General features: G+C 43.1%; 16 protein-coding genes. 2 read left to right on the forward strand and 14 right to left on the reverse strand.

All coding sequences use genetic code 11. The features are described 5' to 3' along the window. Nucleotides 1-56 precede the first annotated feature (56 nt). Nucleotides 57-2,516, reverse strand: a complete 2,460-nt coding sequence (locus HII16_RS08125) for a glycogen/starch/alpha-glucan phosphorylase (RefSeq protein ID WP_169129110.1) — start codon at nt 2,514-2,516, stop codon at nt 57-59. Between the two features lie 435 nt (nt 2,517-2,951). On the opposite strand from HII16_RS08125, the gene HII16_RS08130 reads away from it, so the two are divergent. Both HII16_RS08130 and HII16_RS08135 read left to right on the forward strand, forming a co-directional pair. Further along, nucleotides 2,952-3,500, forward strand: a complete 549-nt coding sequence (locus tag HII16_RS08130; RefSeq protein ID WP_169129116.1) for a PH domain-containing protein — start codon at nt 2,952-2,954, stop codon at nt 3,498-3,500. Beyond that, complete coding sequence (locus tag HII16_RS08135) at nt 3,493-5,040, forward strand: PH domain-containing protein (RefSeq protein ID WP_169129127.1); 1,548 nt, start codon at nt 3,493-3,495, stop codon at nt 5,038-5,040. Before HII16_RS08130 ends, HII16_RS08135 begins: the two co-directional genes overlap by 8 nt. Before the next feature lie 66 nt (nt 5,041-5,106). Here HII16_RS08135 and HII16_RS08140 read toward each other — a convergent pair whose 3' ends face one another. The 13 genes from HII16_RS08140 to HII16_RS08200 form a co-directional block, all read right to left on the reverse strand. Beyond that, on the reverse strand, nt 5,107-6,882 hold the full coding sequence (locus HII16_RS08140; protein WP_169129129.1) for a sodium:solute symporter family protein: 1,776 nt from the start codon (nt 6,880-6,882) through the stop codon (nt 5,107-5,109). Nucleotides 6,883-6,885: 3 nt separating this feature from the next. After that, nucleotides 6,886-7,173 carry a DUF4212 domain-containing protein gene (locus HII16_RS08145; protein WP_169129236.1) on the reverse strand — a complete coding sequence of 96 codons (288 nt, stop codon included), beginning with the start codon at nt 7,171-7,173 and terminating at the stop codon, nt 6,886-6,888. 390 nt (nt 7,174-7,563) lie between these two features. Next, nucleotides 7,564-8,079 (reverse strand): GNAT family N-acetyltransferase, encoded by a 516-nt coding sequence (locus tag HII16_RS08150; protein ID WP_169129131.1) that lies wholly within the window; start codon nt 8,077-8,079, stop codon nt 7,564-7,566. An 83-nt stretch (nt 8,080-8,162) separates the two neighbouring features. Further along, nucleotides 8,163-9,302: a chromate efflux transporter gene (gene chrA, locus HII16_RS08155; RefSeq protein WP_169129133.1), complete on the reverse strand. Its 1,140-nt coding sequence runs from the start codon at nt 9,300-9,302 to the stop codon at nt 8,163-8,165. Nucleotides 9,303-9,439: 137 nt separating this feature from the next. Further along, the gene (locus tag HII16_RS08160; protein WP_169129135.1) at nt 9,440-9,790 is read right to left on the reverse strand and encodes a DUF5329 domain-containing protein; all 351 of its coding nucleotides are present in this window, start codon (nt 9,788-9,790) and stop codon (nt 9,440-9,442) included. 14 nt (nt 9,791-9,804) lie between these two features. Further along, nucleotides 9,805-10,266, reverse strand: coding sequence for a cupin domain-containing protein (locus tag HII16_RS08165; RefSeq protein WP_169129137.1), 462 nt, complete (start codon nt 10,264-10,266; stop codon nt 9,805-9,807). 14 nt (nt 10,267-10,280) lie between these two features. After that, entirely contained in the window at nt 10,281-10,652 is a 372-nt protein-coding gene (locus HII16_RS08170; protein ID WP_169129139.1) for a VOC family protein, read from the reverse strand. Between the two features lie 179 nt (nt 10,653-10,831). After that, a complete protein-coding gene (locus tag HII16_RS08175; protein ID WP_169129141.1) occupies nt 10,832-11,104 on the reverse strand; it encodes a DUF4242 domain-containing protein in 273 nt (90 codons plus the stop codon). A 56-nt stretch (nt 11,105-11,160) separates the two neighbouring features. Beyond that, nucleotides 11,161-11,412 (reverse strand): superinfection immunity protein, encoded by a 252-nt coding sequence (locus HII16_RS08180; protein ID WP_211183448.1) that lies wholly within the window; start codon nt 11,410-11,412, stop codon nt 11,161-11,163. 57 nt (nt 11,413-11,469) lie between these two features. Then, a complete protein-coding gene (locus HII16_RS08185; RefSeq protein WP_169129143.1) occupies nt 11,470-11,973 on the reverse strand; it encodes a GNAT family N-acetyltransferase in 504 nt (167 codons plus the stop codon). Between the two features lie 49 nt (nt 11,974-12,022). Further along, a complete protein-coding gene (locus HII16_RS08190; RefSeq protein WP_169129145.1) occupies nt 12,023-12,391 on the reverse strand; it encodes a cupin domain-containing protein in 369 nt (122 codons plus the stop codon). A gap of 30 nt (nt 12,392-12,421) precedes the next feature. Continuing rightward, nucleotides 12,422-12,811, reverse strand: a complete 390-nt coding sequence (locus HII16_RS08195; RefSeq protein WP_169129147.1) for a hypothetical protein — start codon at nt 12,809-12,811, stop codon at nt 12,422-12,424. 245 nt (nt 12,812-13,056) lie between these two features. Then, nucleotides 13,057-13,494 (reverse strand): DUF1353 domain-containing protein, encoded by a 438-nt coding sequence (locus HII16_RS08200; RefSeq protein WP_169129149.1) that lies wholly within the window; start codon nt 13,492-13,494, stop codon nt 13,057-13,059. Nucleotides 13,495-13,511 lie beyond the last annotated feature (17 nt).

The following is a 13,511-nucleotide window of genomic DNA, read 5'->3' on the forward strand; positions in this document are numbered from 1 at the left end:
TTTTAACAACGTCTTTAAAATGACAAAAGGCCGATGCAAGCACCAGCCTAATTTAGTTACTCGGCCATGGGCTCGAGCTTCCAAATATTATCGACATAATCTTGTATTGATCTGTCGGAGGTAAATTTACCCATTTTGGCGGTATTAATAATCGCCATCTTCGCCCAACGCGCCTTGTCTTTGTAGGCCTTATCTAAGTCGATATTGGCCTGACAGTATTCGGCAAAGTCAGCCATAACACGATACGGGTCACCGCCATCAAGCACGCTATTGGCAATGGCACTTAACTCGCCCGGATTACCCGGTGTAAAGTAATCGGTGTATAACCAATCCAATACCGCTTTTAGTTCTTCGTTGGTTTCGTAATAGTGATACGGGTTGTAGCCATTGGCGTTAAGCGCCTTTATTTGGTCAACCGTATTACCAAAGATGAATATATTGTCATCACCAACTTCTTCGGCAATTTCAACGTTGGCACCATCTAGCGTACCAATTGTCACGGCACCGTTAAGAGCCAGTTTCATGTTACCAGTACCTGACGCTTCTTTACCGGCGGTAGAGATTTGCTCAGATACATCGGCAGCTGGGATAATTTTCTCAGCCAAGGTCACGCGGTAGTTTGGCATAAAGACAACTTTCAGCTTGCCTTTAATGCGCGCATCGTTGTTGATCTTGTCAGCTACCTTGTTGATTGCATATATAATTTCTTTCGCCAAGTAGTAACCCGGAGCCGCTTTCGCACCAAAGATATAAACACGAGGATGCATGTCGTAATCAGGGTTATCAAGCAAACGACGGTACAAGGCTAAAATGTGCAAGAAGTTCAAATGCTGACGCTTATATTCATGTAAGCGTTTGATTTGTACATCAAAAATAGCATACGGGTCAACTTCTACGCCGGTCGTCTTAACAATTTCTTCAGCCAACTTAACCTTGTTCTCATGCTTAATGTCCATAAATTGCTTTTGGAATTTCGCATCATCAGCAAACTTGGCAACATCCGCTAGACTTGCCAAATCTTTTGGCCAGTCAGTTTTCACTTTGCTGTCTAACAATTTAGACAGTGCCGGGTTACATGCTTTCAACCAACGACGCGGTGTCACACCATTGGTGACGTTGGTTAATTTACCTGGGTAAAGGGCATTGAATTCTGGGAATAAATCGCTTTGCACAAGATCAGAGTGAATTTGCGCAACACCATTTACTTTAAATGACGAAACAACACATAAGTGCGCCATACGTACCATTTGTTGCTGACCTTCTTCGATCAATGACAAACGACGACGAATTTGGTGATCACCAGGCCATGCTGCGGCAACTTCTTTGTTTAGGAAGAATTCGTTAATTGAGAACAAAATCTCTAAGTGACGCGGCAACACACGCTCAAACATGCGCACAGACCATTTTTCTAATGCTTCTGGCAATAAGGTGTGGTTGGTATAAGCGAAACACTTACGACACAATGCGAACGCATCATCCCAACTAAAGTCATACTCATCCATTAAGATGCGCATTAACTCAAGAATGGCGATGGTCGGGTGGGTATCGTTAAGTTGGATAACCATTTTGTCAGCAAAGAACGACCAGTCATCACCGTGCATATCTTGATAGCGCTTGATGATGTCTTTGATAGAACAAGCACAGAAGAAGTACTGCTGGATAAAACGCAATTCTTTACCGGCTTCGGTTTCATCGTTCGGGTAAAGTACCTTAGAAATAGTCTCCGCAGCATTTTGCGCTGCGTGTGCGCTTTGGTAAGCACCGGTATTAAACTCGTCCCAATCAAAAAAACTTGATGCACGAGATTCCCATAGACGTAGGGTATTTACCGTTTTTGAGTTATAGCCAACAATTGGCACATCCCATGGTACCCCTTTGATGGTTTGTCCTGGATGCCAAACTTTCTTTTCGCTGCCATCGGCATTAACGATAGTTTCAACGCTACCGAACACACCAATGACTTGCACAGCTTCTGGACGACAAACTTCCCAGGCATTACCGTATTCACGCCATTCATCTGGCGTTTCAATTTGACGACCCTCATGGAATTGCTGCTTGAACAAACCGTGTTGGTAATGAATACCGTAACCGTAGGCATTGAAATCCATGGTCGCTAACGAGTCTAAGAAACAGGCTGCTAGACGACCTAAGCCACCGTTACCTAACGCCAAGTCATGGCCTTCTTCGAACACGTCTTCGATTTCAAAACCTAATTCAGCAACGGCTTTCTTCGCCGTATCAAACAAATTAAGGTTATGCAGGTTGTTCGATAACATACGACCCATCAGATATTCTAATGACAGGTAATTTATCGAACGTGTTTTATTGTCTTGATGATAGTTGTTTGTTTGCGATAATTTTTCATAAACAACTTCATTTACCGCCATACAGACAGCGCGCTGCACCGCAGAAGGGTTATCTTGGAAATCCTGTTGAGAACAGGTGAAGTTTAAGTGCTGTAAAACTTTCTTTTTGAACTGCGCCGCTGTGAAGGGCTTTTTGTTTGCTGTTGCCATATTCCAACTCTTGCTTAATTCAGGTCCCTTTGGGACACGGGCTAATCCGTCCATTTCCTATCAACATATTCCTTCAAGCGTACTGCCAGAACAGGATATCCTCGGATTAGTATAGTGCTTAAAAAACCGGCAATTTTAATAACTAATGTAAAGTTACGTTAATTTGCAGTTTCAAGGCAAATGACTACATACGTATGCATAAGGAATTACGCCTGCATACGTATGCAATATTGCTGTGGAGATGTTTGTCTAACCTTTTTGCTGAGAAACAATAGCTAAGGTGTTCTAAATAAAAAAGAATACCCTTGATTAGATAAAGTACAAATGAATTATTTTTGATCGTTTTATGAGCATTTTATTTTTGCCAAGGTTAAGTTAAATTTAGGCTGAAATTGGGTTAAGCTAGGCAAAATAAAAAACTTTGGCAAAACCACCATGGATAGTGATTCTAGCGATTTTGAAAATCGGCAAATTGACCATAATCAATTCACCTCGTTGCAGCAGCTGGATTTTCAGCCCTTGTCAGAAAAATATCCTCCTGCACACCGTATGGTTAGCTTAGCCAGTACCTTGGTGATTTTACTGCTATTGGTTTTTATTTTGTTTCAGCCTTTTGTTGAACTGCCCGATAAGCTGCTTACCTTCTTTAGTATTGTCTGCTTCGTCTGGTCTTTTATTGGTTTAATTATTTTTGCCTATCGTTATTTCGCCGATCCGAAAAAAGCCTTTGCCATACGCCAACAGGATATTAGTTATAAAAGCGGTCTCATTTTTCGCTCGATAATTACTCAGCCGATTCTGCGTATTCAACATGTAGAGTTAAAACGAGGCCCGATCGATCGCAAGTTAGGCTTGGCCTGTCTACAAGTATTTAGCGCCGGTGGCAGCATGCATACCTTTGAAATACCGGGGCTAGAACTTGCTGACGCAGAAAACATGCGTCAATACATTTTGTCGCATAAGGACCTAGGGCTACATGGCTAATAACAGCGTAGCGTGGCAACGCATATCGCCGATTGCCATTATTTATTTCATTCTTATGCTGATCAAAAATCTGGTTGGCAATGTCGTCTATATCCTGCCGGGCTTATTGGTTCTGTACAATCAGGTAGAGAAAAACCCCGGATTTTGGTGGCCTTTCATCTACGCCATGTTGGCCTTGTTATTGATATCAGCGATTCTTAGCTTTTACTTTTTTCAATACCGCTTATCGAATCAACAAATTGAGATCCGCTCGGGCGTACTCTCTCGCAAATACATCGACTTACCCTTTGCCAAAATTCAAAACGTTGAATTGAGTGAGCCGTTCTACTATCGTCCTTTTGGCTATACCTGCATTCAATTTGATACCGCAGGTTCAGCTCGCCAAGAAGCCAAAGTCGTCGCCATTAAAAAAGACTTTGCCTTGCAACTCAAACAAGAAATTCTCGCCATTCATAACAGTGCAAGTGCAGAAATGGCGGTTGATGACGACAGTGAATCCATACCGGCAGAGCCAACAGAGCATCATAATGAAGCCGATGAAACCGTACTAGATAGACGCAACCTCGATGATTTAGTGATCCATGGCCTAACCAATAACCGAGTATGGATTTTACTCGCCGGTATTGCGCCATTTATGGAGCAGGTCATCGACAAGTTGATCAGCTGGAGTATGTATTGGGGGATAAACCTAGAGCAATACTTTGATTTTGCAGAAAAGTCGATTTGGCAAATTATCGGTACCTTTCTCAGTATCTTTCTCACCATCATGCTGGTGGTCAGTTTGCTCAGCATTATTGGTTCGATCATCATGTTCCACAATTTCAAATTGTCTCGATATGAAGATAAATACATTCGTCGCAGTGGCTTGTTTACCCGCACCGAAGTAACCATGCGCCTGTCTCGACTGCAAAAGATTGTTTGGCAACAAGACTGGCTTGATGTGTTATTACGACGTATCAATTTGCGCTTTGAGCAATCAAACGCCAATATTGCCAATGTTCAGCCAGGACAAATCAGCAATAAAATCATCGTCCCTTCGGTGACGCACAAAGAGTGTCATCACTTAATTGATGACGCCTACCCGGATGCCGATTTAAAAAATGTACGCTTTAATCGCGTCAGTATCCGCTTGTTTGTCCGTAATATATTGCTGTTCGTGTTACCTGTCAGCGCCACCATTAGCTACCTTGCAATTAGCCATAATGATTATCAGGCACTGGCGCCTATTGGCGCGGCAACTGCGTTTGTGAGCTTTTTGTTTTATATGCGCTATCGTCGTTGGGGCTGGGCCAGCGATGGTAAATACCTCTACATTCGCAAAGGTTGCCTCGGTGTAAATTACTATATTTTTGAAAGTTATAAAGTACAGCAAACCGAGTTTATACAAAGTTGGTTTTTAAAACGACGTCAGCTTTGTTCACTGCAATTAGTGTTAGCCTCGGGCAGTATCAGCGTGCCTTACATACCAGAACAACAAGGCTTTGAATGGCTCAATAACACCCTCACGACAGTAGAGAGTACGCGCCGAAATTGGATGTAGTAAAAGCTGATTAGATTAACTTTGTCTGTTAATTATTACCGTCATTGCGGCGTAGGCCGCAATGAACTAATGCTCAACCGCCTTGCGCGCTCCGGCTGGAATACGAATATCATCAATCATATCGGTTACCTCATTCGGTACATCATCTTTGATGTGACTGACGATAAAGGCGGTAATAAAGTTGACAAATGCTCCCAACAAGCCAATACCAGTAGGTGAAATCCCCAATAACCAGTTATCCGTATTATTAAGGCTTGGGTTAACAAACACAAAGTAAATAATGTAGCCCAAGGTAAAGACCAAACCCGCTAGCATGCCGCAAATCGCACCAAATTTACCGATACGTTTGGAAAAAATGCCCATCACAATCGGCGGAAATAATGACGCCGCCGCCAAGCCAAAGGCAAGAGCCACCACTTGAGCCACATAACTCGGTGGGTTAACACCAAAGTAACCAGCGATAAGTAGGGCAAATACAGCCGCCAAACGAGCATAAAACAGCTCTTTGCGATCGCTTAAATTGGGTTTAAAGGTGCTTTTCAATAAGTCATGCGCAATTGAGCTGGATATCACCAACAGCAAGCCGGCAGCGGTCGACAATGCAGCGGCAACCGCACCCGCGGCAATTAACGCCACTACCCAGTCAGGTAAACTCGCTATTTCAGGGTTGGCCATAACCATAATGTCGCGATCAACATAGATCTCGTTGTCATTGTCGGTTAACTGGTTGGTAAGTTGTCGCTCTCCCCACTCACCACGCTGATCATTAAATTGCGGTTTTACCGGGGAAAAGGCATTACCCGAGCGGTATTGCATTACCCCGTCACCGTTTTTATCTTGCCAGGCGATCAAGCCAATATTTTCCCAATTTTTAATCCATGCTGGCGCGCTTTGATAAGCGGTTTCATTGACACTTTCCGATAGATTAATACGTGAGAACGCCGCTACCGATGGGATGGTGGTGTACATCACACAAATGAATAACAACGCCCAGCCAGCAGATGCTCGTGCATCAACGACTCGCGGTACAGTAAAAAAGCGCACGATAACGTGTGGCAGACCTGCGGTACCTATCATCAGACAGGCCACAATGGCCAAAGAATCAATCATGGTGCGGGAGGTAGAGGTATAGGCGTTAAAACCCAGCTCTGTGGTTACTTGATCAAGCTTTTCAATGACGGTCATGCCTGAGCCGTCATTTAAGGTATCGCCGAGCGCAAACTGCGGTATCGGATTATCAGTCCACATAATACTTAGGAATACTGCCGGCACTAAAAAAGCAAAAATCAATACACAGTATTGCACCACTTGTGTGTAGGTGATGCCTTTCATGCCGCCTAATACCGCGTAAAAGAAGACAATGCCCATACCGATATAGACGCCAACATCAATGTCGACTTCTAAAAAGCGAGAAAAGACGATACCAACACCGCGCATCTGTCCAGCAATGTAGGTAAATGAGATAAAGATTAAGCAAACAACGGCAACAACCCGCGCTGTTTTTGAATAGAAACGTTCGCCAATAAAATCAGGAACCGTAAAACGACCAAACTTACGTAAATAGGGCGCCAGTAACATCGCCAATAAAACATAGCCACCGGTCCAACCCAATAAATAGACCGCCGCGTCACGGCCAGCAAAGGCAAGCAAACCAGCAACCGATAAAAACGATGCGGCGCTCATCCAATCCGCAGCCGTCGCCATACCATTCATCACCGGAGGTACGCCGCCACCGGCGACGTAAAAATCCTTGGTAGAACCGACTTTTGACCAAATGGCGATACCAATATATAACGCAAATGATAAGCCGACGAACAAAAACGATAATTGCTGCGCATCCATGGCTTAAGCTCCTTTGTCGTTTTCTCGCAACAACTGTTTGGTTAATTTAACCGGATCTTGTTCAATAAAGCCGCAATAGCGCTCTATTTTTTTCATCCAAAAATGATAAATAAAAATCAGTGCAACGTAGAAGATCATGGCACCTTGCTGAGTAAACCAAAATCCTAATGGAAAGCCGAAAAATTGAAACCTATCAAGCCAATCGGCCAGCAAAATACCGCACCCGAAAGTAACAAAGGCCCATACTGTCAATAAGGTATAAAGCACACGCTTGTTTGCATTCCAATATATATCGAGCCGTTCTTCTACAGGTAGAGATGCCACGACCGTGGCCTCATTTGTATTATCCACACCCAACCCCTTGAGTTTTTTATTGTTTTTATTGGTGATCTTTGCCACCTTTATCAAATGCACTTGGTTATTTTTTGTGTAAGTGCTTACATCACCTTAGCGCAAAATAATCATAATTAACATTGTGCAAACAGCAATTTAGCATCAATTTTTTGTCTATCTTGTCAAAAAGTTGTCCGCAAGCGTATAATTTTTCACCACACGAGCATTGGATACGTTATTTTTTCTTGTTTAGTTCATTCAGCAAGTCAGCCAATACCGACTGCTCGTTATAACGTAAAAAGCTCAGCATAGGCTGAGCTTTTTTTATGGCTGCGAAGGGAGAAGCAGCTAGCTTTGTAAACGTATTTGATAGTGATTCATGTTAAAACCGAACAAAGGTTGGGTTTTAACAAATTCAAACCCATGGTTAAGCAGCACTTTATTCGAGCCGGTATTTTCAACAGCCGCATCAGCAACCACTAAATCTAGGTTGAGAGTATCTCTGCCATAGGCCAATAACGCGCTCACCGCTTCTGAAGCGAGCCCTTGTCGCCAATAGGCAGGCAACATACGATAACCGAGATCCGGTGCATTCAGCTCTTCATCATATTTAAAACCACAAAAACCAATCACCTTATTTTCGCGTTTATGAACAAGCGCATAGCGGCCATAGCCATGCTTTTCGTATTCGTTTAGCCAAACGTTTTTAATGATGCGCATCGCATCATCTTTACTGCTCACAAAACCTGCGTCACCGGTGTAGCGGCTTACTTGTGTATCGACTGAAAACTCAAAGACCGCGTCGACGTCTTCGCGTGTGAAGTGGCGCATTTGCACTCTTGGGCAATCAATTAATATATCCATGATGTTGTTTTCCTTAACTTTTACTCGGCATTAACGGTATATAAAAAGCTCAAATTTAAATTACCAAAGCTAAATGGTCAAAGCTAAATAACCAAACCAAATATAGCAAAACCAACGACCATCAAGCCGATTGGCAATTTATAGACCCGTTGCAATAATAGGCCACCGGCAACCAAGGCCATATGTTGTGGCGCGGTTACGGCGCTAACAAACACCGGCGAATACAGTGCGCTCAGCAATAAGCCAACAACTGCGGCATTTATACCAACCACCGCGCCGGCCACTTTAACGTTAGAGTTTAACGATTGCCAAGCCCCTTGTAGCGCTAAGATCAATAAGAACCCTGGTAAGAATATCGCCAATGTAGCTACGATTGCGCCTATCAAAGGCATGCTTGGTTCGGCATGCACACCAAGAAACGACGCCAACGAAAACATCGGTCCAGGCACGGCTTGTGCTGCCGCATAGCCCATTAAGAAGGTATCGTTATTCATCGTTTGCCCAGCGGTTTCTTGCAATAATGGCAATACCACATGACCGCCACCAAATACCAAGGCACCGGATTGATAAAAATGGGCAAAGGTTTGCTGCAGGCCAGACATGCTGGCTAAGTAAGGCGTCGCTAAAAACAAAACGGTAAACAGAATAAGTGGCACAAATTTAACCTTTTGTGTGCGATGTTGGGCAATTTGCTCAGGTTGACAATAAAGCGCGCCAATTGCGGCAGCAAGCAGTAATACCAACATTTGTTGGCCAATACCTGAAAACAGCACCAATAGCATAAAACTGGCAACGGCTATGCTCGCTGTCAGTCTGTTCTTGCAAAAACTTTGATACATACTCAAGCATGCATCGGCCACCACCACGACGGCCAATAACTTCAGACCATGTATGATGCCATCGAGCACATCACCTTGAATAAAGGTCTGACTTTTAGCTAAGGCATACATCAACAGAAATGACGGTAAGGTGAAACCGAGAAATGCGGCGAAACCACCCAACAAACCGGCGCGCTGCAAACCAAGAGCAAAACCGACCTGACTCGAACCCGGCCCAGGTAGGAATTGGCTTAGCGCAACTAACTTGCCATAGGCTTGATTGTCTAACCATTGATGTTTTTCAACGAAGGCTTTTTGAAAGTAACCTATATGCGCTGCAGGACCACCAAAGCTGACCCAGCCTAGCATGAAGAAATGACGAAAAACCTCAATAACTTTATTCATTTACCTAGAAAACCCATAAAACGACCACGCCTGTAACGGCAATCTTATGAGCACCATTTTACACGCAAATTAATGAAAGTAATGTGATTATATGAAGCAATTATGACAGTTATATGGCAACGCCTTGGTCAGAACGCTTACTTATCACGAAAACGTGCTAACTCAGCCAAAAGCCAGTCTTTGCTTTTTACTTTTGCCTGTCCTGGGCACTGAATATAGTAATATTCACCAGACATGGTGCTTTTGGTCGCAGCGTATTTTATAAAGTCTTCTGTGGTTTCAATGTCATCCTCATAGTAATCATATTTTTTCTTAATATGCTGCTTGGCCTCTGTGCCTTTATGAGCAGTACCATTGCGTTCATATAAACAATCTGTGGTTGCAACGTATTGCAACAAATGGTTTATCTCAGGCTCTAAATTCACGCTTTTGGCTAATGCCATCGTTGATATAAAAGTAGCGATAATGATGCTAAATGCTTTAATCATCTTGCTATACACACCTATTTATAGGGTTTACCCTGTTTATTAAAAGCTTGCCATTGACCATCTTGTTGGCGCCAGCAAATATCATCATCGGGGTATTCGACCTGATCATTTGGGTGACAGCTTCCTACTGCCAAATACACAGCGGATTGCTCACTGTCATTAAGCAAATGATGGGCGTTATTATCCCCTGCGGCAAAGCCCATACACATACCTTGTGTCATGGTAAAACGGCCCTCATCGGTCATCAATATTAGCTCGCCGCTAATAATATAAATAAATTCATCGCTATGGCTATGCCAGTGACGCAACGATGATTGACCGCCAGGCTCGATGGTTTCCATATTCGCCGCCAGTGCCGACAAATTAAAGGGCGCTGATAAACGACGCCAATGGCACTTCTCTAACTTATGACGAAACGGATCAGGAAAAGGTTTACCTTGTTGGGAATTAATTTTGTCGGCAGCGATAGGTTTCATAAAGCCTGCTTTATTTAACGGTGCTGATCGACAAGAATCGGATTACCATCAGGATCTTCGATGATAAAGCTGGCTGGCCCAGATGTAGACTCATCGGCCTTGGAGACAAACTCAACCCCTTGCGCTCGCAATTGCTTTTGAATATCACGCACATCGGTAAAATTATCCACTTGTTGTGCATCGTTGTTCCAGCCTGGATTAAAGGTCAGCATATTTTTATCAAACATGCCTGCAAACAAACCAATCACATGACGACCGTTTTTCAGTATTAACCAGTGTTCCGCCTGATCGCCGCCGGTCACTTCAAAACCAAGTTTTTGATAGAATTTCTTCGATGCTTCAATATCTTTTACCGTTAAGCTCAGTGAAAACGCGCCTAATTCCATACCCCCTCCCAATATCAGGTTCATATTTTAATAAGTAATACATATATATCTAAATAGTTGACCTTATTAGACAAAATTACCAGTTTATTTTTCTACACAAACAAAAAGCCCAGAACAATGCAGCTCTGGGCTTACCTAAAGTTATTTGCGTCGTCTGGTCTTGGCCAGATAACTCAGTGTTATTCGGCGGTAGATGGATCGATGATGTTACGAACCTCATTCACCGCATCTACTGGAAAGCCGCCCATTTCACCATGCTTGCGCAGCACGCCTTCATCTGGGGCAATGTAAACACAATATACTTTATTGTCGGTTACATAGCTTTCCAACCACTGTACACCTGGCCCTAATTCACTTATCACACCACACGACTTTTGCGAGATGCCTTGCAAGTCGGCAGCGGTTAACTGACCTGCATCGTCAATGTTGCGTTCAATAACATATTTTGGCATATGTCCCTCCTTAGTGTTTGCGCCTCAAGTATAGGTCAAAATAACGATTCTTCGCGCTATTGGCTATCTGGTTTTACCTCTCTGATTTTGCCCGAAACAGCCCACACCAGCACGCCCCCCCAGGCCAGCATCGACAACCCCGCAGGTACGCAAGCGAGCAATATATATTTAAATTGTTTGCGATTAAACACCAAGGCCAATAGCGCCGGTAAAAACCAAAGCACTAACATGGCCAAAAATACAATCGCTAACACCAGATAGTTTTGTTGTTGCCATGTTGAGTCTAAAACCTGAGTCATACTTTCCATAAATTAATCCATTATTATCATTTAGATAGCAACACAGTCTCGGTAACATGGGATTTATTACAGTTGTTTTTGATACAGCTTATTATCGCTGCCATAAAGACTTTTATGACCAATAACAGTAAAGCCTAACTTGCTCAATAAGGCATTTGAGGCGATGTTATCGGGCTTGGTCACGGCTAAGATATTATCGACTTTATGCTGCTTAGCCGCATCTGCAAGTACAGCGTGTGATGCTTCTTCGATATAGCCTTTGCGCCAATGCTCTGGCAGCAGCGCATAACCAAGATCAGGGTGTGCTAATTCTGGCCGTTTTAGCAAGCCACACATGCCAATAGGGGTATTATCGTGCTTTAATTGCACCATGTTCAAACCAAAACCATAAGTTTGATAGCTGGCAATAGGGCCACTGTTTAGATAATTAATGGCATCACTGTGATTACGCACCTGCTTATCGCCGATATTGTTAATAAACGACGGCTGATTAAGTAGGTTGATAATAAAATCAGTATCTTGGTGGTTGAAATGGCGAATGATTAATCGTGAGGTTTGCGCAACTAACATAACAGTCGTGAATCAATAGCAGCTGAAGATTAGCTCAACATACCTTGTTTTACACCCAGATGTCATTATCGGCGGTAAGTTCGCTTTGTACCTCACCGGTGTTCACCACACCTTTAGGTTCAATTAGCATTATTTGGCAGTTTTTCTTGGCCACCGGTTTATGTTCGACGCCTTTGCTAACAACAAACATTTCACCCGCGGTTAACTGCACCTCACCATCACGAAATTGAATGCAAAGACTGCCCTCAATCACAATAAAGACTTCATCGGTATGCGGGTGACTGTGCCAAACAAACTCGCCTTCAACTTTGGCTAATTTGAATTGGTAGTCGTTCATCACAGCGATGACACGAGGTGACCAAAGATCATCAAATTTGCTGAGTTTGTCTTTAATATTGATGGCTCTATGATTCGACATGATATCTACTTAATCAGTAGGTGCGACCGACTAAGCCTCAGTATTGCTGACATTAAAGGCAATAATCGATGCGCCAGCTGCTGGAATAAGCGCATACAAAATAGCAGTAAACGACATTTGCGCCACCATAAAGGTATAGGCTAAGTAACCTAAGGTCGGCAATAACAGCAACATCAAATGTTTGCTTTCTCTTAATTTATAGCGATTGCATGCCAATTTAATGGTGAAGAAGCTAATTAATGCGGTCACAAATCCGGTAACTAGCGATGAAAAATAGTGAATTGGGAATTCAGGATAAGGCTGCAAAATATCAGGCACTGGCGTTGCCGCCCCCCAATCTATAAATTGCATGTATATGGTTGTTAAGAAAATTCCGACTACCAACGCGAAAAATCCCTTTCCTTGTTTTGCGGTTAACATATCGCTTACCTTGTAACTGTTATTGTTGTTAAATTTTGATGGCTCACTTACTTAAATGAGCACAGCGCGTACAACAAAAATGCGCGGCGATGCTTTTCAATAGCCTTATTTTTTTATAGTCGCAGATGTAGAAAAATAAAAGTTTTTCAACGATTTATTAATGAATATTTTGGTAAATCCGTGTTGGCGGCCGCCGTAAAAAACTATTTAGAACAAATAGTAAGGTTTAGAGGGCGCTATAGCCCCTAAATTTGTTGGCAGTCTTTAGGGGCAATAGAAATCGACTTGCGGTTGTCGGGACTTGCGGCAAGATTGCCACCAAGACGTAAACCTAGATACACCAACCATGCCCGCAGCGAGCTCATGCCATCTTGTTTACACATGTCTTGTAGCAAACGATCGGCGGCTTCTCGAGTATTGGTGTTATCAAGCAACTGCTCACGCATCAATTGATACAAGGCGTCGTGAACCAATGAGCCACGCATGAAATTTTTACTGTCTATAGTGGGACCTGACGGACCATCCCATGCATAGCCCTTTTTAATCACCAACGCCCCGGTTGCAGACAATTTAATATAGCCACTTGGCGATTCAACATCTTTGTCTGGAGTTATCGGTATGTCTAGACAATAAGATTCAACCAGCTGATATTTATAGCCTTTTTTAAACGAAATACAGGTCATAATAAGTCCCTTTAATC

The sequence above is a fragment of the Thalassotalea sp. Y01 genome, from assembly GCF_012932945.1.
In the GTDB taxonomy this organism is placed as follows: domain Bacteria; phylum Pseudomonadota; class Gammaproteobacteria; order Enterobacterales; family Alteromonadaceae; genus Thalassotalea_A.

Bases quoted from the DNA above. Each gene is read 5' to 3' on its own strand.
- HII16_RS08180 (WP_211183448.1), bottom strand. From the start codon at position 11,412: ATGGAAAGTATGACTCAGGTTTTAGACTCAACATGGCAACAACAAAAC.
- HII16_RS08170 (WP_169129139.1), bottom strand. From the start codon at position 10,652: ATGGAATTAGGCGCGTTTTCACTGAGCTTAACGGTAAAAGATATTGAA.
- HII16_RS08150 (WP_169129131.1), bottom strand. From the start codon at position 8,079: ATGGATATATTAATTGATTGCCCAAGAGTGCAAATGCGCCACTTCACA.
- HII16_RS08175 (WP_169129141.1), bottom strand. From the start codon at position 11,104: ATGCCAAAATATGTTATTGAACGCAACATTGACGATGCAGGTCAGTTA.
- chrA (WP_169129133.1), bottom strand. From the start codon at position 9,302: ATGAATAAAGTTATTGAGGTTTTTCGTCATTTCTTCATGCTAGGCTGG.
- HII16_RS08190 (WP_169129145.1), bottom strand. From the start codon at position 12,391: ATGTCGAATCATAGAGCCATCAATATTAAAGACAAACTCAGCAAATTT.
- HII16_RS08200 (WP_169129149.1), bottom strand. From the start codon at position 13,494: ATGACCTGTATTTCGTTTAAAAAAGGCTATAAATATCAGCTGGTTGAA.
- HII16_RS08130 (WP_169129116.1), top strand. From the start codon at position 2,952: ATGGATAGTGATTCTAGCGATTTTGAAAATCGGCAAATTGACCATAAT.
- HII16_RS08140 (WP_169129129.1), bottom strand. From the start codon at position 6,882: ATGGATGCGCAGCAATTATCGTTTTTGTTCGTCGGCTTATCATTTGCG.
- HII16_RS08125 (WP_169129110.1), bottom strand. From the start codon at position 2,516: ATGGCAACAGCAAACAAAAAGCCCTTCACAGCGGCGCAGTTCAAAAAG.
- HII16_RS08160 (WP_169129135.1), bottom strand. From the start codon at position 9,790: ATGATTAAAGCATTTAGCATCATTATCGCTACTTTTATATCAACGATG.
- HII16_RS08165 (WP_169129137.1), bottom strand. From the start codon at position 10,266: ATGAAACCTATCGCTGCCGACAAAATTAATTCCCAACAAGGTAAACCT.
- HII16_RS08135 (WP_169129127.1), top strand. From the start codon at position 3,493: ATGGCTAATAACAGCGTAGCGTGGCAACGCATATCGCCGATTGCCATT.
- HII16_RS08185 (WP_169129143.1), bottom strand. From the start codon at position 11,973: ATGTTAGTTGCGCAAACCTCACGATTAATCATTCGCCATTTCAACCAC.
- HII16_RS08195 (WP_169129147.1), bottom strand. From the start codon at position 12,811: ATGTTAACCGCAAAACAAGGAAAGGGATTTTTCGCGTTGGTAGTCGGA.